The sequence below is a fragment of the Burkholderia sp. BCC1996 genome, from assembly GCF_905339955.1.
GTDB lineage: Bacteria > Pseudomonadota > Gammaproteobacteria > Burkholderiales > Burkholderiaceae > Burkholderia.
The window spans coordinates 31,317-50,051 of record NZ_CAJPHM010000006.1; the positions used below are offsets into that span (position 1 = coordinate 31,317).

Annotated in this window: 20 protein-coding genes and 1 tRNA gene; 8 read left to right on the top strand and 13 right to left on the bottom strand. The window is 66.2% G+C overall.

Annotated features, from left to right (window positions below; translation table 11 throughout):
* Positions 1-15 precede the first annotated feature (15 nt).
* Both U4Z64_RS10175 and U4Z64_RS10180 read left to right on the top strand, forming a co-directional pair.
* The gene (locus tag U4Z64_RS10175; protein ID WP_044844225.1) at positions 16-885 is read left to right on the top strand and encodes an ATP-binding protein; all 870 of its coding nucleotides are present in this window, start codon (positions 16-18) and stop codon (positions 883-885) included.
* Positions 882-1,325, top strand: coding sequence for an NUDIX domain-containing protein (locus tag U4Z64_RS10180; RefSeq protein WP_044844224.1), 444 nt, complete (start codon positions 882-884; stop codon positions 1,323-1,325). The genes U4Z64_RS10175 and U4Z64_RS10180 overlap by 4 nt, the downstream gene beginning before the upstream one ends.
* Positions 1,326-1,386: 61 nt before the next feature.
* On the opposite strand, the gene U4Z64_RS10185 is transcribed toward U4Z64_RS10180, so the two are convergent.
* From U4Z64_RS10185 to U4Z64_RS10225, 9 genes are all read right to left on the bottom strand, one after another.
* A complete protein-coding gene (locus U4Z64_RS10185) occupies positions 1,387-1,587 on the bottom strand; it encodes a DNA gyrase inhibitor YacG (RefSeq protein ID WP_039317342.1) in 201 nt (66 codons plus the stop codon).
* Between the two features lie 28 nt (positions 1,588-1,615).
* Positions 1,616-2,371: a cell division protein ZapD gene (gene zapD / locus U4Z64_RS10190; protein ID WP_044844223.1), complete on the bottom strand. Its 756-nt coding sequence runs from the start codon at positions 2,369-2,371 to the stop codon at positions 1,616-1,618.
* Positions 2,372-2,480: 109 nt separating this feature from the next.
* Positions 2,481-3,089, bottom strand: a complete 609-nt coding sequence (gene coaE / locus U4Z64_RS10195; protein ID WP_124488225.1) for a dephospho-CoA kinase — start codon at positions 3,087-3,089, stop codon at positions 2,481-2,483.
* Between the two features lie 84 nt (positions 3,090-3,173).
* Positions 3,174-4,085 carry a prepilin peptidase gene (locus tag U4Z64_RS10200; protein ID WP_044844221.1) on the bottom strand — a complete coding sequence of 304 codons (912 nt, stop codon included), beginning with the start codon at positions 4,083-4,085 and terminating at the stop codon, positions 3,174-3,176.
* 45 nt (positions 4,086-4,130) lie between these two features.
* Entirely contained in the window at positions 4,131-5,336 is a 1,206-nt protein-coding gene (locus tag U4Z64_RS10205; protein ID WP_321819900.1) for a type II secretion system F family protein, read from the bottom strand.
* A 5-nt stretch (positions 5,337-5,341) separates the two neighbouring features.
* Positions 5,342-6,619 carry a GspE/PulE family protein gene (locus tag U4Z64_RS10210; protein ID WP_124571479.1) on the bottom strand — a complete coding sequence of 426 codons (1,278 nt, stop codon included), beginning with the start codon at positions 6,617-6,619 and terminating at the stop codon, positions 5,342-5,344.
* Positions 6,620-6,701: 82 nt separating this feature from the next.
* Entirely contained in the window at positions 6,702-7,988 is a 1,287-nt protein-coding gene (locus tag U4Z64_RS10215; protein ID WP_082088470.1) for an HlyC/CorC family transporter, read from the bottom strand.
* A 149-nt stretch (positions 7,989-8,137) separates the two neighbouring features.
* Positions 8,138-8,214, bottom strand: a tRNA-Pro gene (locus U4Z64_RS10220).
* 148 nt (positions 8,215-8,362) lie between these two features.
* The gene (locus U4Z64_RS10225) at positions 8,363-9,358 is read right to left on the bottom strand and encodes a polyprenyl synthetase family protein (RefSeq protein ID WP_044844218.1); all 996 of its coding nucleotides are present in this window, start codon (positions 9,356-9,358) and stop codon (positions 8,363-8,365) included.
* Between the two features lie 210 nt (positions 9,359-9,568).
* On the opposite strand from U4Z64_RS10225, the gene rplU reads away from it, so the two are divergent.
* From rplU to proB, 4 genes are all read left to right on the top strand, one after another.
* On the top strand, positions 9,569-9,880 hold the full coding sequence (gene rplU, locus U4Z64_RS10230) for a 50S ribosomal protein L21 (RefSeq protein ID WP_006025184.1): 312 nt from the start codon (positions 9,569-9,571) through the stop codon (positions 9,878-9,880).
* A 24-nt stretch (positions 9,881-9,904) separates the two neighbouring features.
* Positions 9,905-10,168 carry a 50S ribosomal protein L27 gene (gene rpmA, locus U4Z64_RS10235; RefSeq protein WP_006476999.1) on the top strand — a complete coding sequence of 88 codons (264 nt, stop codon included), beginning with the start codon at positions 9,905-9,907 and terminating at the stop codon, positions 10,166-10,168.
* 187 nt (positions 10,169-10,355) lie between these two features.
* Positions 10,356-11,468: an Obg family GTPase CgtA gene (cgtA, locus tag U4Z64_RS10240; protein ID WP_044844217.1), complete on the top strand. Its 1,113-nt coding sequence runs from the start codon at positions 10,356-10,358 to the stop codon at positions 11,466-11,468.
* Between the two features lie 90 nt (positions 11,469-11,558).
* Positions 11,559-12,677: a glutamate 5-kinase gene (proB, locus tag U4Z64_RS10245; RefSeq protein WP_044844216.1), complete on the top strand. Its 1,119-nt coding sequence runs from the start codon at positions 11,559-11,561 to the stop codon at positions 12,675-12,677.
* Between the two features lie 102 nt (positions 12,678-12,779).
* On the opposite strand, the gene U4Z64_RS10250 is transcribed toward proB, so the two are convergent.
* Together U4Z64_RS10250 and U4Z64_RS10255 are read right to left on the bottom strand one after the other, a co-directional pair.
* Entirely contained in the window at positions 12,780-13,388 is a 609-nt protein-coding gene (locus tag U4Z64_RS10250; protein WP_044844215.1) for a CNP1-like family protein, read from the bottom strand.
* Positions 13,389-13,401: 13 nt separating this feature from the next.
* Positions 13,402-14,049, bottom strand: a complete 648-nt coding sequence (locus tag U4Z64_RS10255; RefSeq protein WP_044844214.1) for an RNA pyrophosphohydrolase — start codon at positions 14,047-14,049, stop codon at positions 13,402-13,404.
* A 218-nt stretch (positions 14,050-14,267) separates the two neighbouring features.
* Between U4Z64_RS10255 and U4Z64_RS10260 the strand changes: the two genes are divergently transcribed.
* Positions 14,268-16,004, top strand: coding sequence for a proline--tRNA ligase (locus U4Z64_RS10260; RefSeq protein WP_044844213.1), 1,737 nt, complete (start codon positions 14,268-14,270; stop codon positions 16,002-16,004).
* 21 nt (positions 16,005-16,025) lie between these two features.
* Positions 16,026-16,634 carry a MarC family protein gene (locus U4Z64_RS10265; RefSeq protein ID WP_044844212.1) on the top strand — a complete coding sequence of 203 codons (609 nt, stop codon included), beginning with the start codon at positions 16,026-16,028 and terminating at the stop codon, positions 16,632-16,634.
* An 85-nt stretch (positions 16,635-16,719) separates the two neighbouring features.
* Here U4Z64_RS10265 and U4Z64_RS10270 read toward each other — a convergent pair whose 3' ends face one another.
* Both U4Z64_RS10270 and ffh read right to left on the bottom strand, forming a co-directional pair.
* Positions 16,720-17,271: a hypoxanthine-guanine phosphoribosyltransferase gene (locus tag U4Z64_RS10270; protein ID WP_044844211.1), complete on the bottom strand. Its 552-nt coding sequence runs from the start codon at positions 17,269-17,271 to the stop codon at positions 16,720-16,722.
* Between the two features lie 94 nt (positions 17,272-17,365).
* Entirely contained in the window at positions 17,366-18,733 is a 1,368-nt protein-coding gene (ffh, locus tag U4Z64_RS10275; RefSeq protein WP_039317379.1) for a signal recognition particle protein, read from the bottom strand.
* Positions 18,734-18,735: the final 2 nt, after the last annotated feature.

Below are 18,735 nucleotides of genomic sequence, written 5' to 3' on the forward strand. Positions count from 1 at the left end.
GAGCGCTCGAACGACATGGACAAGCTCGAACAGTTTCTGACGCGCGCGGAAGCGCTGCTCGGCCGCCTCGAGGGGATGCTGCCCCCGGCGCCGGCGGCCGTCGACTGGAACGCCGCCACCGCGTTTCGCTGGCGCAAGCGCCAGGGGCGCGGCTATCTGCAACCGGTGCCGGCAGCGTCGACGATCACGCTCGACGACCTGCACAACATCGATCGGCAGAAAGGGCTGATCGAGCAGAACACGCGGCAGTTCGTGCAGTGCAAGCCGGCGAACAACGTGCTGCTGACCGGTGCCCGCGGCACCGGCAAGTCGTCGCTGATCAAGGCGTGCCTGAACGCCTATGCGAAGGACGGGCTGCGCCTGATCGAAGTCGACAAGGACGATCTTCACGATCTCGGCGACATCGTCGAGGTGATCTCGCAGCGTCCGGAGCGGTTCATCGTGTTCTGCGACGACCTGTCGTTCGAGGATGGCGAATCGGGCTACAAGGCGCTGAAGGTCGCGCTCGACGGCTCGATCGCCGCGCAGTCCGACAACGTGCTGATCTACGCGACGTCGAATCGCCGCCATCTGCTGCCCGAGTACATGAGCGACAACGAGTCGTACAAGCATCTGCCGGACGGCGAGATCCACCCCGGCGAAGTCGTCGAGGAAAAGATCTCGCTGTCGGAGCGCTTCGGCCTGTGGGTCAGCTTCTACCCGTTCAAGCAGGACGACTACCTCGACATCGTCGCGCACTGGCTGCGCCATTTCGGTTGCGCGGACGCCGAGATCGAGACGGCACGCGGCGATGCGCTCGTCTGGGCGCTCGAGCGCGGTTCGCGTTCGGGGCGTGTCGCATGGCAGTTCGCGCGCGACTGGTCGGGCCGCAAGGAGCAGGCATGAGCACGGATTCCGTAACGAGCGCCGTGCGCGCGCCCGACGGCCGGAAGGTGACGGAGGTCGCGGTCGGCGTGATGGTGCAGCCAGACGGTCGCTACCTGCTCGCGCAGCGGCTGCAGGGCAAGCCGTATGAAGGCTATTGGGAGTTTCCGGGCGGCAAGCTGGAGGCCGGGGAGAGCGTCGAGGACGCGCTGGCGCGTGAGCTGCACGAGGAGCTCGGCATCGAAGTCACGGCCAGCCACCGCTGGCATACGCTCGAACACGATTATCCGCACGCGTACGTGCGGCTCTATTTCTGCAAGGTGACGGGCTGGACGGGCGAGCCGCACAGCAAGGAAGGGCAGGCGTTCGTATGGCAGCAACTGCCCGTCGAGGTCGCGCCGCTGTTGCCGGCGGCGCTGCCGGTGCTGGAACTGCTCGAGAAGGAAGCGGCGTCGCAATGACGCCGTGACGGCTCGCCTGGAAGGCGGGCCGTATCCGCCCATGGGCGGTGCCGTGCGCCGCTCAGCTGTCGCGGCGGCCGTCGGTGCCGTCTTCCTCCGAAGACGGACCCTCGTCGGAGGACCCGCCGATCCGGTACTTTTCCGCGGCCCATGCGCCGAGGTCGAGCTGCTTGCAGCGGGCCGAACAGAAGGGACGGAACTTGTTTTCAGGCGTCCAGCGCACTTCTGCGCCGCACGAAGGACATTTCACAACGGTAGTCATACGAAAGCGTCGAACCGGCACACGGCCGTTACAGATTGCACAGTGTCAGATGGAACGGCACGTCGATGTCCACCGCGCGCGGCCGCACGTCGCCGTCCTGCATGGTGAACCGTACCCACAACATGTATTTGTTGGCGCTCGCTTCGGGAATCACGCGCAGCTCCGGCGGCACGCGCACCTGCATCAGCTGATAGGTGCGCCCCGACAGCATCTGCTGGTAGCTGCCCTGCATCGCCATCACCTTCGACGCCTGGCCCGATTCGCGCGCGAGCCGCAGCACGATCGCCGCGGCATCGCGCAGCGGCAGCAGCGGCAGGATCCATTTCGCGATGTCCTGGCGCCGCTGTTCCGCGGGCCATTGCTGCCACGCGTAGTACGACGGCAGGTCGAACTTGCACGTGCCGCCGGGAATCACCGCGCGGCTGCGGATGCTGGCGAGCCACTCGTTGTCGACCAGATGCTGCCCGGTCTTGCCCTGCATCTGCGCAAGATTGGCGAGCGTCTGCTCGATTTCACCGAGCACGGACTCGAGCGCATTCTGTTCGATGCCAGGATTGCCGCGAAAGGGGGCGAGCGTCTGGCGTTGACGTTCGAGCTCTTTCATCAGATCCGATTTCAGGTCCGCGCGGCCCGTGACCTCGGCGATTTCGAACAGCGTCGTCAGCGCGACGTGATGCTCACGCGGGTCCTCCTGAGCCAAAAAGAACGCGAAGCGCTCGAACAGGTCTTCGAGGCGCAACAGCGTGCGAATTCGCTCGTTGAACGGATACTCGTAAAGAATCAAGCGCGCTCGCCTCTAGGGTAGGGATTGAAACAATGCAGGACATTCTAATGCTCACTGTCTACCCTAGCAACGCACCAATTTCGTACACCATCACGATCGCACGCCGCGATCAGTGCGCGGCAGCCGCCAATGCGAGATAGCGTTGGTGCAGTGCATCGACCTGCGCGGCGAGCGCATCGGGCGTCGTCGCGTCGTTGACGATCACGTCGTCGGCCGCTGCGAGACGCGCTTCGCGCGTTGCCTGTCTCGCGATGATCGCTTCGACCTGTTCGCGCGTGAAATCATTGCGTCGCATCACACGTGCGATCTGCGTTTCGACCGGACAGTCGACCACGAGCACACGATCGCTGCGCGCCTTCCAGTTACCTGACTCCACGAGCAGCGGCACGACGAAGATCACGTAAGGGCCCTGCGCTGCGCGGGCTTCGCGATCGGTTTCGGCGCGGATCAGCGGATGCGTGATCGCCTCGAGGCGCCGGCGTGCATCGTCGTCGCTGAAAATGAGTGCGCGCATCTTCGCGCGATCGAGCGAGCCGTCGGCCGCGACGAAGTCCGGTCCGAATGCGTGTTCGATCGCGGGCATCGCGAGACCGGCCGGTGCGGTGATGCGGTGCGCGATCAGGTCGGTGTCGACGAGCGATGCACCGCGTGCGGCGAACAGGTCGGCGACGGTCGTCTTGCCGCTGCCGATGCCGCCGGTCAGTCCTATTGCAAACATGTGAGCCTCCGCCGGGCCGCCGCGCGGAAGCGAAGCGCCTCCCCGCGACGCAGCGAACATGGCGGACGTTGGCAGCGTGTCATGTCAGCCGCCGAGCGCCGAATAGAAAGGGGTACCGAAAAACAGCGTGGCGACGCCGCCTGCCGCGAGGAACGGGCCGAACGGAATCGGCTCCTCGAAGCGCATGCGCCCGCGCCAGGTCGCGACGAGCCCGACGAGCGCACCCGTCACCGCGGCGAACAGTACGACCTGCGGCAGCGCGGCCCAGCCCATCCACGCGCCGAGCGCGGCGAGCAACTTCAGGTCGCCGAAGCCGATGCCCTCGATGCCGCGCAGCCACTTGAACAACCAGTAGACCGACCACAGGAACAGGTAGCCGGCCATCGCGCCGACCACGGCCGAACGCAGCGACGTGAACGTGCCGCCGAGATTCAGTGCGAGCCCGGCCCACAGCAGAGGCAGCGTCATCGAATCGGGCAGGTAGCCGGTCTGGATATCGATCGCGCTCATCGCCAGCAGCGCGGCGCACAGTCCGAACGCGGCGAGTGCGGCAACGGTGGGGCCGAACGCGGCGAGCGAACCGGCGGCGAGCAGCGCACCGGCGAGCTCGACGAGCGGATAGCGCACGCCGATCGCATGGCCGCACTGACGGCAGCGCCCGCGCAACAGCAGGTAGCTGACGAGCGGGATGTTTTCCCACGCGCGCAGCACGTGACCGCAATGCGGACAGGCGCTGCGCGGGCGCCACAGATCGTAGTGCGGCGGATAGCCGTCGTCCGGCGGCGAGCTTGCGCTGCCGGTTGCTTCGGCGATTTCGGCCTGCCACGCGCGCTGCATCATCACCGGGACCCGGTGCACGACGACGTTCACGAAGCTGCCGACGCACAGGCCGAGCACGACGGCGAACGCATACTGCACCGCGAGCGGCAGCATCGCCAGCGCGTGCAACGTGCTGTCGGGCGAGTCGAAAACGGCGGTCAGGGGCGCGGGCGTCATGGGGCTCGGGTTCGGGCTTGAAAGGCGACAGAATCGGTTGCGATGCTACACCACGTTGCCCAGCTGAAGGATGGGCAGATACATCGCGATCACGAGGCCGCCGACGAGCGCACCCAGGACGATCACGATCAGCGGCTCGCCGAGCGCGGTGAGCGCATCGAGGCGTGCGTCGAGCTGACGCTCGCATAGCGCGGCGATATCGGCGAGCATCGTGTCGAGTGCGCCGGTTTCCTCGGCGACGGCGATCGGCTGCACGACGTCGTCCGGGAAGCAGCCCGCCGCGTGCATCGCATCGGCGAGACGCGCGCCGCGCAGCACGTGCGTCGCGATCTGCGCGGTGGCCTGCTCGAACACCGGATGGCCGGCGGTGCGTTCGAGCGTGGCGAATGCATCGGCGAGCGGGACGCCCGCACCGAGCAGCGTTGCGAGCGAGCGGCACCAGCGCGCGGTCGCGAACCGCGTGAGCGCGCCGCCGACGAGCGGCGCATCCAGCACGTGCCGCGCGGCCGTGTAGCGCAGCGATGGCGAGCGCCGCAGCGCGTGACGTGCGGCGAGCCCCGCCACCGCTGCCCCGGCGACGAACGTGCCGCCCCAGGCCGAGGTCGCGGACGAGAGGGCGAGCAGGGCTCGGGTCGGCGCCGGCAAGGCCGCGCCGAAGCCGTCGAAGATCTGCCGGAACGTCGGCACGACCCACACCATCAGCGCGGCCGAGATCGCGAGCGCGAACACGATGACGGCGACCGGGTAGGCGAGCGCGGCACGCAGCTTGCGCCATTGCGCGTCGGCGCGTTCGCGGTGTTCCGCGACGCGGGTCAGTACGGTGCCGAGCGCGCCCGATGCTTCGCCTACCTCGATCAACTGGCGATACAGCGTGCCGAACTGGGACGGGTAGCGTGCGAGCGCGGCGGCGAAGCGTTGCCCGCCGACGATCTCGCGTGCGAGGCCGGCGGCGATGCGCGGCAGCCCGTCACGCGTGCGGGTGCGCGCGAGCATCTCGAGCGACGGTGCGAGCGGCAGTCCGGCCTGCAGCAGGCTCGCGAGCTGACGCGTGAAGCGCGTGACTTCCCGCGCGCCGGCCGACGGCGGCCGGGCCGTGCCGCGGACATCGAGCGACAGCACCGTGACGCCGTCGCGCGCGAGCGCCGCACGTGCGGCGGCGGCATCGAAGGCGATGACGTTCCCGCGGCATGGCGTGCCGTCGCGACGACGGCCACGCCACGCGAAACGCGTCTCATGCGGCGGTGCAGGCATCGCGATCACGCGTCGGGCGTCGCGGCCAGCGCTTCCGCGACGCTCGTCGTACCGTCGCGAACGTGCGCGAGTGCCGCGTCGCGCAGACTACGTACGCCCTCGGCTGCCGCGCATTGCGCGAGCGCACCGACGCTTGCGCGCGCGACGATGCGTTCCGCCATCTCCGGTGAAACCGGCATCGTCTGATGCAGGCCGATGCGGCCTCGATAACCGATGCCGTGACAGGCGGCACAGCCGCGCGCGACGAACGGGCGCCACCCGGATTCCAGTGCTGCCGGATTGCAGCCTGCTTCGCGCAGCGCGCGCACCGACGCGTCCGAACGCACGCGGCAGGTGGGGCACAGGCGCCGCACGAGGCGTTGCGCGGTGACGAGGCGCAACGCGGCGGCGAGGTTGTATGGCGCGACGCCGATGTCGAGCAGTCGCGCGACGGCTGCCGGCGCGTCGTTCGTATGCAGCGTGGACAGCACGAGGTGCCCGGTCTGTGCGGCCTTGATCGCGACGTCGGCCGTCTCCGCATCGCGAATCTCGCCGACCATGATGACGTCCGGGTCCTGACGCAGCAGCGCGCGCAGCGCAGTGGCGAACGTCAGCCCGGCTTTTTCGGCGACGCCGACCTGGTTGATGCCGTCGAGCTGGATCTCGGCCGGATCCTCGACCGTGCACACGTTGTGCGCATCGCGGTCGAGCATCTGCAGCGCGCAGTAGAGCGACAGCGTCTTGCCGCTGCCGGTCGGCCCGGTGACGAGCACGAGACCGTGCGGCGCGCGTATCGCGGCTTCCATCGCCGCGGCCTGCCGCGCGTCGAAGCCGAGACGCGCGAGCGTGAGGTCGGGCGGCAGCGTTTCGAGGCGGCGCAACACGAGCTTCTCGCCGAACAGCGTGGGCAGCGAGCTGACCCGGTAGTCGCCGCGCGTGCCGCCGTCGACCGCGATGCGCAGCCGGCCGTCCTGCGGAAGCCGGCGCTCGGCGATGTCCATGCGGGCGAGCACCTTGATCCGCGTCACGAGCGCGTCGCGCAGATGAGCGGGCGGCCGCGCGTGTTCATGCAGGACGCCATCGATGCGCAGGCGGATGCGCCAGCCTGCTTCGAACGGTTCGACGTGGATGTCGGACGCGTCGCGCACGCGGGCGGCGTGCAGCGTGTCGGTCAGCAGCCGTACGGCGGGCGAGTCGTCGAGTTGCGCCGCATCGAGCGACCGCGGTGTTTCGGCGGGCGATGCGTCGGTGGAGACAGGCGGCCGCTGCGTGTGCAGCGGCGCCCCGGGAAGTGGGAAGTGCATGTGAGCCGGCGCTCGGCCGCCTGTTGATCGTGACCGGCAAATGGTCGCGTATCGTGCGCGGCGCCGACAGTCGGCCGTTCGGCTAGCGCGCGCCGCGTGCGCGCGTGCTGCGCGGCTTGAAGAGCTTGACGGTGCGCACGGCCTGGTCGTCGCTGCGCATGACCTCGAGCATCACGTCGCGGATCTTCAGGCACACGTCGCCTTCGGGGATTTCCTCGAGGATTTCGAGGATCAGGCCATTGAGCGTCTTCGGCCCGTCGGTCGGCAGTTGCAGGTGCAGCCAGCGGTTCAGTTCGCGCAGCGGCATGCTGGCGGCGACGATGCATTCGCCGTTCTCGTTCCAGCCGCCCGCGCGTTCGCCGCGCGGCATCGACGTCGTGAATTCGCCGATCAGTTCCTCGATGATGTCCTCGGGCGTGACGAGCCCCTCGAGTTCGCCGTACTCGTTGACGACGAGCGCGGTCCGCTGCCGGCTTTCCTGGAAATACTGGAGCTGCTGGACGACCGGCGTGCCCGACGGCACGTAGTACGGCTCGGCGAGCAGCGTGCGCAACGTTTCGCGGTCGAAATCCTGGTTGTGCAGCCCGGTGAGCGTCTTGCGGACGTGCAGCACGCCGAGCACCTTGTCGATGTCGCCTTCGTAGACGACGAGGCGGTTGTGATAGCAGGTCTCGAGCTGATGCAGGATGTCGTCGAGCGGCGCGTAGAAGTTGAGCGACTCGATCTGGCGGCGCGGCACCATCACGTCGTCGACCGTGATGTTCTCGAGGTCGAACAGGTTGAGCAGGATGCTGCGGTGCTTGGTCGGCATGAAGCTGCTCGACTCGAGCACGATCGCGCGCAGCTCGTCGGCGGACATCCGCTGGTCGCGGCCCTTCTTCGTATTGATGCGTAGCATCCAGAGCACGCCGTTCGCCAGTTCATTGACGAACCAGACGACCGGCTTGAACACGCGCATCAGCGGCGCGATCACGAGACTGGCGGGCAGCGCGATGCGTTCGGGAAAGGTCGCGCCGACGATCTTCGGCGCGATTTCCGCGAACACGATGATCAGGAACGCGACGATGCCGGTCGCGATCGACAGCGCCAGGTTGTTACGGCCGAACGTGTGCAGCGCGAGCGACGTCGTCAGGACCGGGATGATCGTGTTGAACAGGTTGTTGCCGATCAGGATCACGCTGAGCAGCAGGTCGGTGCGCGTGAGGAGACCCTGCGTGGTTTTCGCGCCGAGCACGCCTTGGCCGGCGAGATGCTTCAGCCGATGGCGGTTGAGCGCCATCATCGCGGTCTCGGAAATGGAAAAGAAGCTGGAGCAGAGGAGAAGCAGGAAGACGGCGCCGATTTGCGCCCATAAGGGAATTTGGTCCACGCGTCAGAAGGGCAGTGAAGGACAGGGATGGAGGGAATATAGCAGAGGCCGGCGGCCGGGATGTGTCGTGCGCGACACGCGCGCTCGCGAGACCAGGCAGAAGAAGGCAAAAAAAAACCGTGCACGCGGTGCACGGTTTTTTCAAAATCTGGTCGGGGTGAGAGGATTCGAACCTCCGGCCTCTACGTCCCGAACGTAGCGCTCTACCAGGCTAAGCTACACCCCGATTTTTTGCTCTTCCGACTTCGCCGCTTTCGTTCAGATCGCTGCGTCGTCACAAGCAAGAACGTAACTATAACGATGTTTTTTCGAAAAGGGAATACCTTGATGAAGAAATTTTTCGAAAAGCGGTTCGCGTCGCGGTCGCCGCGCGCTTACGACTGTCGCGACGTCGAGTACGAGCACAGCGCGAGCAGGCTTTCCTTGTAGATCGAATCCGGGAACGCGGCGATCGCGGCCGCGGCGGCCTGTGCTTCCTGGCGCGCGCATTCGAGCGTATGGTCGAGCGCGCCCGAACGCGTGATCGCGTCGAAGATCGTGTCGAAGCGATCGGTGCCGCCTTGTTCGATCGCCTCGCGGGCGAGCGCCGACTGCTCGGGCGTGCCGCGTTCGATCAGATAGATGAGCGGCAGTGTCGGCTTGCCTTCACGCAGGTCGTCGCCGGCATTCTTGCCCATCGCTTCGGCCGTGCCCGCGTAGTCGAGCCAGTCGTCCATGATCTGGAATGCGGTGCCGATCCGGCGGCCGTATTCGGCGGCGGCGGCTTCGGTCGGCGCATCGGCGCCGGCGAGCACCGCGCCCAGGCGGGCCGATGCCTCGAACAGCTTCGCCGTCTTGTAGCGGATCACCTGCATGTAGCGCGTCTCGTCGACGTCCGCGTCGTGCATGTTCAGGAGCTGCAGCACTTCGCCTTCGGAGATGATCGTCGTCGCTTCCGACAGGATTTCCATCACGCGCATCTTGCCGACGCCGACCATCATCTCGAACGAACGCGAATAGAGGTAGTCGCCGACCAGCACGCTCGCCGCGTTGCCGAACAGCGCGTTGGCCGTCTGGCGGCCGCGCCGCAGTTCGGATTCGTCGACGACGTCGTCATGCAGCAGCGTGGCCGTGTGGATGAACTCGACGACGGCGGCCAGCACGTGCCGCTGGTGCGACGTCTCGCCGAGCGCGCCGGCGACGAGCAGCAGCAGGGCCGGACGCAGCCGCTTGCCGCCCGCGCCGATGATGTACTCGGCGATCTGGTTGATCAGCAGCACGTCGGACGCGAGGCTTTGCCGGATAACGCGATTCACCTGCTCCATGTCGCTGGCGATCGGGGCGAGCAGGTGGGCGGCGCTGAGGGTGGGGGAGGCGGTGGACGACGACATGATGATCGAAATGGGTGATGCCGCGGATTATAAGTCGAATCCGCGATATGCCGGTCTGTCGGACGTGTCTGCCCGGTGATTTTGGCCGTCCGGCCAGGGCTTGCGGGCGGCAATCGTGGATCGGCTTTGACTTGGGTGCTAAGCCCATGTATAATCACGTGTTTTCCGCGCGTGGTGTGCGGAAAAATTGGATCCAGAGTGAGGTTCTCAATGTACGCGGTCATAAAAACCGGCGGCAAGCAGTACAAGGTTGCCGTTGGCGAAAAACTCAAAGTAGAACAGATACCGGCTGACATTGACGCTGAAATCACGCTCGACCAGGTTCTCGCAGTGGGCGAAGGCGAATCGATTAAGTTCGGTACGCCGCTGGTCAGTGGGGCTTCCGTCAAGGCCACCGTTGTGTCGCACGGTCGTCATGCCAAGGTCACCATCTTCAAGATGCGTCGCCGGAAGCACTACCAAAAGCACGGCGGCCACCGCCAGAACTACACTGAGCTGCGCATCGACGCGATCAACGCGTAAGCGCCTCGGTAAAGGAGCAATCAGATGGCACACAAAAAGGCAGGCGGCTCTTCCCGGAACGGCCGCGACTCCGAGTCGAAACGTCTCGGCGTGAAAGTGTACGGCGGCCAGGCGATCAACGCTGGCGGCATCATCGTGCGTCAGCGCGGTACGCGCATGCACGCTGGCGAGAACGTCGGCATGGGCAAGGATCACACCCTGTTCGCGTTGGTCGACGGTCACGTCAAGTTCGCGACCAAGGGCGCGGACAAGAAGCATCTGGTCATCGTTGTCCCGGCGGCTGCCTAAGTTCAGGCACCCACGGGCTTCGTAGCCGAAAGGCCCCGCAGTCTTCGCGGGGCCTTTTTTTATTTGGCCGCCGGGCGCATGTGCGCACCGGCGGCTGTCGCGAAACGGCGCGCAATCGGCCGAACGGCAGATTGTTCAAGCGCGCCGGCGCGCGGCACAATAGCGGAAATACTGGTCGGAGTGACGAATGAAGTTCATTGACGAAGCACGAATCGAAGTCATCGCCGGCGACGGAGGCGATGGCAGCGCGTCGATGCGCCGCGAGAAATTCGTTCCGTTCGGCGGGCCGGACGGCGGCGACGGCGGCCGGGGCGGCAACGTCTACGCGATCGCCGACCGCAACATCAACACGCTGATCGACTACCGTTACGCGAAGAAGCACCTGGCGCGCAACGGCGAAAACGGTCGCGGCTCGGATTGCTACGGCAAGGGCGGGGACGACGTCACGCTGCGCATGCCGGTCGGCACGGTCGTGACCGACATGGATACGGGCGAGCTGATCGCCGACCTGACCGAGCACGATCAGCAGGTGATGCTTGCGAAGGGCGGCGCAGGCGGTCTCGGCAACCTGCATTTCAAGTCGAGCACGAACCGCGCGCCGCGCCAGAAAACCGACGGCAAGCCCGGCGAACGGCGCATGCTGCGGCTCGAGCTGAAGGTGCTCGCCGACGTCGGTCTGCTCGGCATGCCGAACGCCGGCAAGTCGACCTTCATCTCGTCGGTGTCGAACGCGAAGCCGAAGATCGCCGACTATCCGTTCACGACGCTCGCGCCGAACCTTGGCGTCGTGCGAGTCGGCCCGAGCAAGAGCTTCGTGATCGCCGATATTCCGGGGCTGATCGAGGGCGCCGCCGAAGGCGCGGGCCTCGGCCACCAGTTCCTGCGACACCTGCAGCGCACCGGCGTGCTGCTGCATCTCGTCGATCTGGCTCCGTTCGACGAAAGCGTCGATCCGGTCGCGGAAGCGACCGCGATCGTCGGCGAGCTGCGCAAGTACGACGAGGCGCTGTACGAGAAGCCGCGCTGGCTTGTCCTCAACAAGCTCGACATGGTGCCGGAAGACGAGCGCGAGGCGCGCGTCGCCGATTTCCTCGACCGTTTCGGCTGGGACGGCCCGGTGTTCGAGATTTCGGCGCTCACGGGCCAGGGCTGCGAAGCGCTGTGCTACGCGATCTACGATTACCTCGCCGAGCATTCGGACGCGCATCGTGCGGCGGAAGAGGAAGATCTGGCCGCGGACGTGCGGTTCCGCGATGCGCCGCAAGCCGATGGCGGCGCGACGCCCGGCGACGACGCCTGAGCGGGCCCGACACGCACCGGGCATCGCGTCCGGTGCCTGAATTCAATTGCGCCCGGCCGGGCAGGCATCAGATACAGGAGACGGCGCACGATGCGTTCGATCATCGCGGATTCGAAGCGATTGGTGGTGAAGGTGGGCTCCAGCCTCGTGACCAACGACGGCAAGGGGCTCGATCATGCTGCAATCGGCCGCTGGGCGGCCCAGATCGCCGCGCTGCGCGCGCAGGGCAAGGAAGTGGTGCTCGTCAGCTCGGGCGCGATTGCCGAAGGGATGCAGCGGCTCGGCTGGAGCAAGCGTCCGCGCGAGATCGACGAGCTGCAGGCCGCCGCCGCGGTCGGCCAGATGGGGCTCGCGCAAGTCTATGAAAGCCGCTTTACCGAGCACGATATCCGCACCGCGCAGATCCTGCTGACGCACGCCGACCTGGCCGATCGCGAGCGCTACCTGAATGCGCGCTCGACGCTGCTGACGCTGCTGCGGCTCGGCGTCGTGCCGATCATCAACGAGAACGACACGGTCGTCACCGACGAAATCAAGTTCGGCGACAACGACACGCTCGGCGCGCTCGTCGCGAACCTGATCGAAGGCGATGCGCTGATCATCCTGACCGACCAGACGGGCTTGTTCACCGCCGATCCGCGCAAGGATCCGAATGCGACACTGGTCGCGGAAGCCAGCGCGGGCGCGCCGGAGCTCGAAGCGATGGCCGGCGGCGCCGGCTCGAGCCTCGGCCGCGGCGGGATGCTGACGAAGATCCTCGCGGCGAAGCGCGCGGCGCACAGCGGCGCGAACACCGTGATCGCGAGCGGCCGCGAAGCCGACGTGCTGGTGCGGCTGGCGGCGGGCGAGGCGATCGGCACGCAGCTGATCGCGCGCACCGCGCGGATGGCCGCACGCAAGCAATGGATGGCCGATCACCTGCAGGTGCGCGGGCACGTCGTGATCGACGCGGGCGCGGTCGAGAAGCTGACGGCCGGCGGCAAGAGCCTGCTGCCGATCGGCGTGACTGGCGTGCAGGGCGCGTTTGCTCGCGGCGAGGTGATCGCGTGTGTCGGCCCCGACGGGCGTGAAGTGGCGCGCGGCCTCACGAACTACAGCAGCGCGGAAACGAAGCTGATTCACCGCAAGCCGAGCGGCGAGATCGAGACGGTGCTCGGCTACATGCTGGAGCCGGAGCTGATTCACCGCGACAACCTCGTGCTCGTGTGACCGTTCGGCCAGGCGCCGCGAGACAGCAAAAAGCCCGCATTGCGCGGGCTTTTTGTTGTGACGAAGCGAAACGAGGCCGGGTAGCCGGCCTCGGTTGCGTGGTCAGCGCAGCTGGCTCATCGCGGTGCGATGGAACTTGATGTTCTCGAGGATCTGCTGGGTCGTGCCCTGCGGCATCTTGTTCGCGCAGAAATAGTCCTGGTACAGCGCCGAGTGGTACGCGTTCAGCTCGCCGTTCTCGATGCGACGCCAGTCGTTCTCGACCGTGCGGTCCCAGCCGTCGTGATCCGAATTCAGGCCTGCATACTGACGCCATTCGTAGGTGTCGCAGCGGATGCCTTCGTAGTTCACGTTGCGCGCGCCGGCCGGGCTCGTGATGACGACTGCGTAGCGCACGACGCCGTCGCTGCCGACCGCGAGCGACTTCGCATCGACGGAGAACTTGAGCGGCGTGTTCTGCGACACGTTGAACGGCAGCAGATCGCCCGCTTGCGGCAGCGGCGGCAGCGTGTCGACCGGGTTTTCCTTCCAGTTGCCCTGGCGGTCCAGCAGGTACACGAACTCGCTGTCATCCTTGTTGGTCGGCGTCTTCGAATTCGCGCAACCGGCCAGCGTGGCCGCCGCGACGATCGATGCGAGCGCGAGAGCAATCGCTTTCAATATGCATTCCTCGTAAAAAAAGGGCGCGACACCAAGGTCGCGCCCGGTCATGCAGTCCGACTCGTCATTTGCCGACGATCACGCGGGGCGGCATCTCGTCGAGCGTGCTCGCCTCCACTTCGATCTCCGAACAGACCACCGATGTGTCGACAATCGTCAGCGTCTGCTGGGCCTGCGCGCCGATGACGCGCGGATAGCGCGACAGACGCGGCCCACGCGGCTTTTCGGCTCGCTGCGCCGGGCGGCGCAGGAAGCGCGACAGTTCCGTCAGCGCCAACTGATAGACATCCCGCTTGAACTCGATCACCGCATCGAGCGGCACCCAGTACTCGTTCCAGCGCCACGCATCGAACTCCGGGTGGTCGGTCGCGCGCAAGCAAATGTCGCAATCGCGTCCGACCATCCGCAGAAGGAACCAGATCTGCTTCTGGCCGCGGTAATGTCCGCGTACTTCGCGTTTGATGAACTTGTCAGGCACCTCGTAACGCAACCAGTCGCGAGTGCGGCCGATTATCTTGACGTGTTCCGGGTGCAGGCCCGTCTCCTCGTGCAGTTCCCGGTACATCGCCTGCATGGGGGTCTCGCCGTACTTGATCCCACCTTGAGGAAACTGCCAGGAATGCTCGCGGAGCCGCTTGCCCCAAAACACCTCGTTGCGCGCGTTCAAGAGGATGATGCCGACGTTCGGGCGAAAGCCTTCACGATCCAGCATACAACCACCTTCGAATCCTTTAAAATTGCTTTGATTATAAACAGATAACGGGCGCTGCGCACCGTGACGGAGCGAAACCGCGCGGGGTACACCGGCTGAATTGTCCCTGATTTGTCTGCTAAGTCATCTGCGCCATCGTCGTTCGTCGCGCGCAGCTTTTTCACCTTGAAACTTTTTCGGGCGCCCCGCCTGGGGGCGCCGTATTTGGAACCGTCCGCATGAAAGCTTCCCGTTTCTTTATCGGCACCCTCAAAGAAGCACCGGCCGACGCAGAGATCGTCAGCCACAAGCTGATGGTGCGCGCCGGCATGATCCGTCGCGTCGCCGGCGGCATCTACAACTACCTGCCGGTCGGCCTGCGTTCGATTCGCAAGGTCGAGGCGATCGTGCGCGAGGAAATGAACCGGGCAGGCGCCATCGAGCTGCTGATGCCGGCCGTGCAACCGGCCGAGCTGTGGCAGGAATCGGGCCGCTGGGAGCAGTACGGCCCCGAGCTGCTGCGCTTCAAGGACCGCAAGGACAACGACTTCGTGATCGGGCCGACGCACGAGGAAGTCATCACCGACATCGCGCGCAACCAGATCAAGAGCTACCGGCAGATGCCGGTGAACTTCTACCAGATCCAGACGAAGTTCCGCGACGAGATCCGTCCGCGCTTCGGCGTGATGCGCGGCCGCGAGTTCATCATGAAGGACGCGTACTCGTTCGACAAGGACGCGGCCGGCCTGAACGAGTCGTATCGCAAGATGTACGACGCATACGTGCGCATCTTCACGCGCCTCGGCCTCGAGTTCCGCGCGGTTGCGGCCGACAGCGGCTCGATCGGCGGCAACTTCTCGCACGAGTTCCACGTGATCGCCGATACCGGCGAGGATGCGATCGCCTACTGCCCGACGTCCGACTTCGCGGCGAACGTCGAAGCGGCCGAAGCGCTGCCGCTGATCGCCGAACGCGCGGCACCTGCCGAAGCGATGGAAAAGGTCGCGACGCCCGGCAAGGCGAAGTGCGAGGCCGTTGCCGAACTGCTGTCGATCCCGCTCGAGCGCACGATCAAGTCGATCGTGCTCGCCACCGACAACGAAGGCGCCGAGCCGACCATCTGGCTCGTGATGCTGCGCGGCGACCACGACCTGAACGAGATCAAGGTGTCGAAGCTGCCGGGGCTGAAGAACCACCGCTTCGCGACCGAGCAGGAAATCGTCGAGTGGTTCGGCACGCCGCCGGGCTACCTCGGCCCGGTCGGCACGAAGAAGCCGGTGAAGGTGATCGCCGATCGCACGGTCGCGAACATGAGCGATTTCGTCGTCGGCGCGAACGAGGTCGACTATCACATCGCGGGCGTGAACTGGGGCCGCGACCTGCCGGAGCCGGACGTCGCCGACGTGCGCAACGTGAAGAAGGGCGATCCGTCGCCGGACGGCAAGGGTGAGATCGACATCTGCCGCGGCATCGAAGTCGGCCACGTGTTCCAGCTCGGCACGAAGTACTCGGAAGCGATGGGCGCGACCTTCCTCGACGAGTCGGGCAAGCCGCAGCCGATGCTGATGGGCTGCTACGGCGTCGGCGTCACGCGCATTCTCGGCGCGGCGATCGAACAGAACTTCGACGAGCGCGGCATCATCTGGCCCGAGTCGATCGCGCCGTTCGAAGTCGTGCTGTGCCCGATGGGCTACGATCGCAGCGACATGGTCCGCGAGGCCGCCGACAAGCTGTACGCGGAACTGGCCGCGGCCGGCATCGACGTGATCCTCGACGATCGCGGCGAGCGCCCGGGCGTGATGTTTGCCGACTGGGAATTGATCGGCGTGCCGCATCGCCTGGTGATCGGCGAGCGCGGCCTGAAGGAAGGCAAGATCGAGTATCAGGGCCGCCGCGACGCCGAGGCGACGCTGCTGCCGGCCGACGCGGCCGCGGCGACGGTGACGGAGAAGATCCGCGCCGCGCTCGCGCGCTAAGCGCTTCGACCGGAGGACACGGTGGAATACACCTTCCTGTCGGCCACCGTGCTCCTCGTGCTGATCACGGATCCGCTCGGCAACATCCCGCTGTTCATCACGGCGATGCGGGACGTGCCGCGCGAGCGGCGCGTGAAGCTGATCCTGCGTGAAGTCGGGATCGCGTTCGTGATCCTGCTGTTCTTCATGGTGGTCGGCGACCGCTTCCTGCGGATGATGAACCTCACCGACCTGTCGCTGCGGCTCGGCGGCGGGATCGTGCTGTTCCTGATCGCGCTGCGGATGATCTTCCCGCATCCGGACGGCGCGCTCGGCAGCGATCCGCGCGCAGGCGGTGAACCGTTCATCGTGCCGCTCGCGATTCCCGCGCTGGCCGGGCCGTCCGCGCTCGCGACGGTGATGCTGCTGACGTCGCAGGCGCCGGGCAAGATGTTCGAGTGGGTCGGCGCGCTGACGGTCACGATGATCGTCTGCGCGATCACGCTGGTGCTGGCCGAACGGATCCAGCAGTGGCTCGGCGAGCGGACCGTCGCCGCGTTCGAGCGGCTGATGGGTCTCGTGCTCGTCGCGATCTCGGTCGAGATGCTGCTCGCCGGCATCAAGGCGTTCGTGCACCAGCTGCAGATGTAACGCGTCGGTGCGTACCGACGAAAAAAAGCGGCGCTCCGGGCAACCGGAGCGCCGCTTTCCATTTATATAGCGGGCAGGGCGGCGATCAGACGTTCGCGGTCAGCGCACGGATCGTCGGCAGGTTGCGCCAGTAGCCCTTGGCGTCCATCCCGCAGCCGAACACGTAGCGGTCGGGCACCGAGAAGCCGCAGAAGTCGGGATGCAGCGGTTTCGCTTTCGTGAGCGTCTTCTCGCACAGCACGGCGGACATGAAGCGCTTCGCGCCCATGTCGAGGATGCGGTCGCGGATCGCGGCCATCGTCTCGCCTTCGTCGAGGATGTCGTCGAGCACGAGCACGATGCGGTCCTTCACCGATTCGCGCGGCGCGACGCGCCAGTGCATCTCCGGGCTGCCCTGCGTCGTGTTGCGGTAGCGGGTCAGGTGGATGTAGTCGAATTCCAGCGGGAAATCGAGATGCGGCAGCAGCATCCCGGTAAACACCGCGGCGCCGCCCATCACCGAGAGGACGAGCGGGAACGCGTCGCCGATCTCGGCGCGGATCGCTTCGGCCATCCGGGCGATCGACGCGTTGACGGCGTCCGCCGAGACGATCTCTTCGGAGTGTTCGAAAATGTGGAGGGCTTCTTCGCGGTTCATGAGTTCTGGCGGGCAGTCGGTATACAAATAAGAATGAAGCAGAACGGCTGGCGCGCGCTACGGCAAAAACCCGCGCGCCGGCCGACGGGCGGAATCAGCGCATGCCGGGCATCATGCCCTTCAGGCCGCGCATCATCTTCTGCATGTTGCCGCCCTTCAGCTTCTTCATCATCGTACGCATCTGGTCGTACTGGTTCAGCATCCGGTTGACTTCCTGCACCGGCACGCCCGCGCCGGCTGCAATGCGGCGCTTGCGCGTCGCCTTGATGATTTCGGGTTTGGCGCGCTCGGCGGGCGTCATCGAGCTGATGATGCCTTCCATCCGGCGGATCGACTTCTCGGCCTGGCCCATGTCGGCGCCGGCCGCCGCCTGCTGGAACTGCGCGGGCAGCTTGTCCATCAGCGACGACAGGCCGCCCATGTTCTTCATCTGCGAGATCTGCGCGCGGAAATCGTTCAGGTCGAAGTCGCCGCCTTTCTTGACCTTGTCGGCGAGCTTCTGCGCGGCCTGCACGTCGACGCCGCGCTGCGCTTCCTCGACGAGCGCGAGGATGTCGCCCATGCCGAGGATCCGGTTCGCCATCCGGTCCGGGTGGAACACCTCGAGGCCGTCGAGCTTCTCGGCGACGCCGACGAACTTGATCGGCTTGCCCGTGATGTGGCGCACCGACAGCGCGGCACCGCCGCGCGAATCGCCGTCGAGCTTGGTCAGCACGACGCCGGTGAGCGGCAGCGTGTCGTTGAACGCCTTCGCGGTGTTGACCGCGTCCTGGCCGAGCATCGCGTCGACGACGAACAGCGTTTCGGCCGGCTTCAGCGTGCCGTGCAGCGCGGCGATTTCCTGCATCATCGCCTCGTCGATACCGAGGCGGCCGGCCGTGTCGACGATCAGCACGTCATGGTAGTGGCGCTTCGCCCAGTCGACGGCCGCGAGTGCGATGTCGACGGGCTTCTGGTCCGGCGTCGACGGGAAGAAATCGGCGCCGACCTGTTCGCTCACCGTTTTCAGCTGCATGATGGCGGCCGGGCGATACACGTCGCACGACACCGTCAGCACCTTCTTCTTGTACTTCTCGCGCAAGAGTTTCGCGAGCTTGCCGGCGGTCGTGGTCTTGCCGGCGCCCTGCAGGCCGGCCATCAGGATCACGGCGGGCGGCGTGACCGCGAGGTTCAGCTCGGCGGCCTTGCCTTCGTAGTCGCCGCCGATCACGGCGGTCAGTTCCTTCTGGACCACGCCGACGAGCGCCTGGCCCGGCGACAGGCTGCTGATCACTTCCTCGCCGAGCGCCTTTTCCTTGACCTTGGCGATGAATTCGCGGACGACCGGCAGCGCGACGTCGGCTTCCAGCAGCGCGAGACGCACCTCGCGGAGCATCTCCTGGGTGTTCGCCTCGGTAAGCCGGGCCTCGCCGCGCAGCGTCTTGACGACGCGCGCCATCCGTTGAGTGAGATTGTCGAGCATGG

Excerpts from the sequence above, each read along its gene's own strand:
- U4Z64_RS10175 (WP_044844225.1), top strand. The coding sequence starts at position 16 with ATGGACAAGCTCGAACAGTTTCTGACGCGCGCGGAAGCGCTGCTCGGC.
- U4Z64_RS10180 (WP_044844224.1), top strand. The coding sequence starts at position 882 with ATGAGCACGGATTCCGTAACGAGCGCCGTGCGCGCGCCCGACGGCCGG.
- U4Z64_RS10185 (WP_039317342.1), bottom strand. The coding sequence starts at position 1,587 with ATGACTACCGTTGTGAAATGTCCTTCGTGCGGCGCAGAAGTGCGCTGG.
- coaE (WP_124488225.1), bottom strand. The coding sequence starts at position 3,089 with ATGTTTGCAATAGGACTGACCGGCGGCATCGGCAGCGGCAAGACGACC.
- U4Z64_RS10200 (WP_044844221.1), bottom strand. The coding sequence starts at position 4,085 with ATGACGCCCGCGCCCCTGACCGCCGTTTTCGACTCGCCCGACAGCACG.
- U4Z64_RS10205 (WP_321819900.1), bottom strand. The coding sequence starts at position 5,336 with ATGCCTGCACCGCCGCATGAGACGCGTTTCGCGTGGCGTGGCCGTCGT.
- U4Z64_RS10210 (WP_124571479.1), bottom strand. The coding sequence starts at position 6,619 with ATGCACTTCCCACTTCCCGGGGCGCCGCTGCACACGCAGCGGCCGCCT.
- U4Z64_RS10225 (WP_044844218.1), bottom strand. The coding sequence starts at position 9,358 with ATGTCGTCGTCCACCGCCTCCCCCACCCTCAGCGCCGCCCACCTGCTC.
- rplU (WP_006025184.1), top strand. The coding sequence starts at position 9,569 with ATGTACGCGGTCATAAAAACCGGCGGCAAGCAGTACAAGGTTGCCGTT.
- rpmA (WP_006476999.1), top strand. The coding sequence starts at position 9,905 with ATGGCACACAAAAAGGCAGGCGGCTCTTCCCGGAACGGCCGCGACTCC.
- cgtA (WP_044844217.1), top strand. The coding sequence starts at position 10,356 with ATGAAGTTCATTGACGAAGCACGAATCGAAGTCATCGCCGGCGACGGA.
- proB (WP_044844216.1), top strand. The coding sequence starts at position 11,559 with ATGCGTTCGATCATCGCGGATTCGAAGCGATTGGTGGTGAAGGTGGGC.
- U4Z64_RS10250 (WP_044844215.1), bottom strand. The coding sequence starts at position 13,388 with ATGACCGGGCGCGACCTTGGTGTCGCGCCCTTTTTTTACGAGGAATGC.
- U4Z64_RS10255 (WP_044844214.1), bottom strand. The coding sequence starts at position 14,049 with ATGCTGGATCGTGAAGGCTTTCGCCCGAACGTCGGCATCATCCTCTTG.
- U4Z64_RS10260 (WP_044844213.1), top strand. The coding sequence starts at position 14,268 with ATGAAAGCTTCCCGTTTCTTTATCGGCACCCTCAAAGAAGCACCGGCC.
- U4Z64_RS10270 (WP_044844211.1), bottom strand. The coding sequence starts at position 17,271 with ATGAACCGCGAAGAAGCCCTCCACATTTTCGAACACTCCGAAGAGATC.
- ffh (WP_039317379.1), bottom strand. The coding sequence starts at position 18,733 with ATGCTCGACAATCTCACTCAACGGATGGCGCGCGTCGTCAAGACGCTG.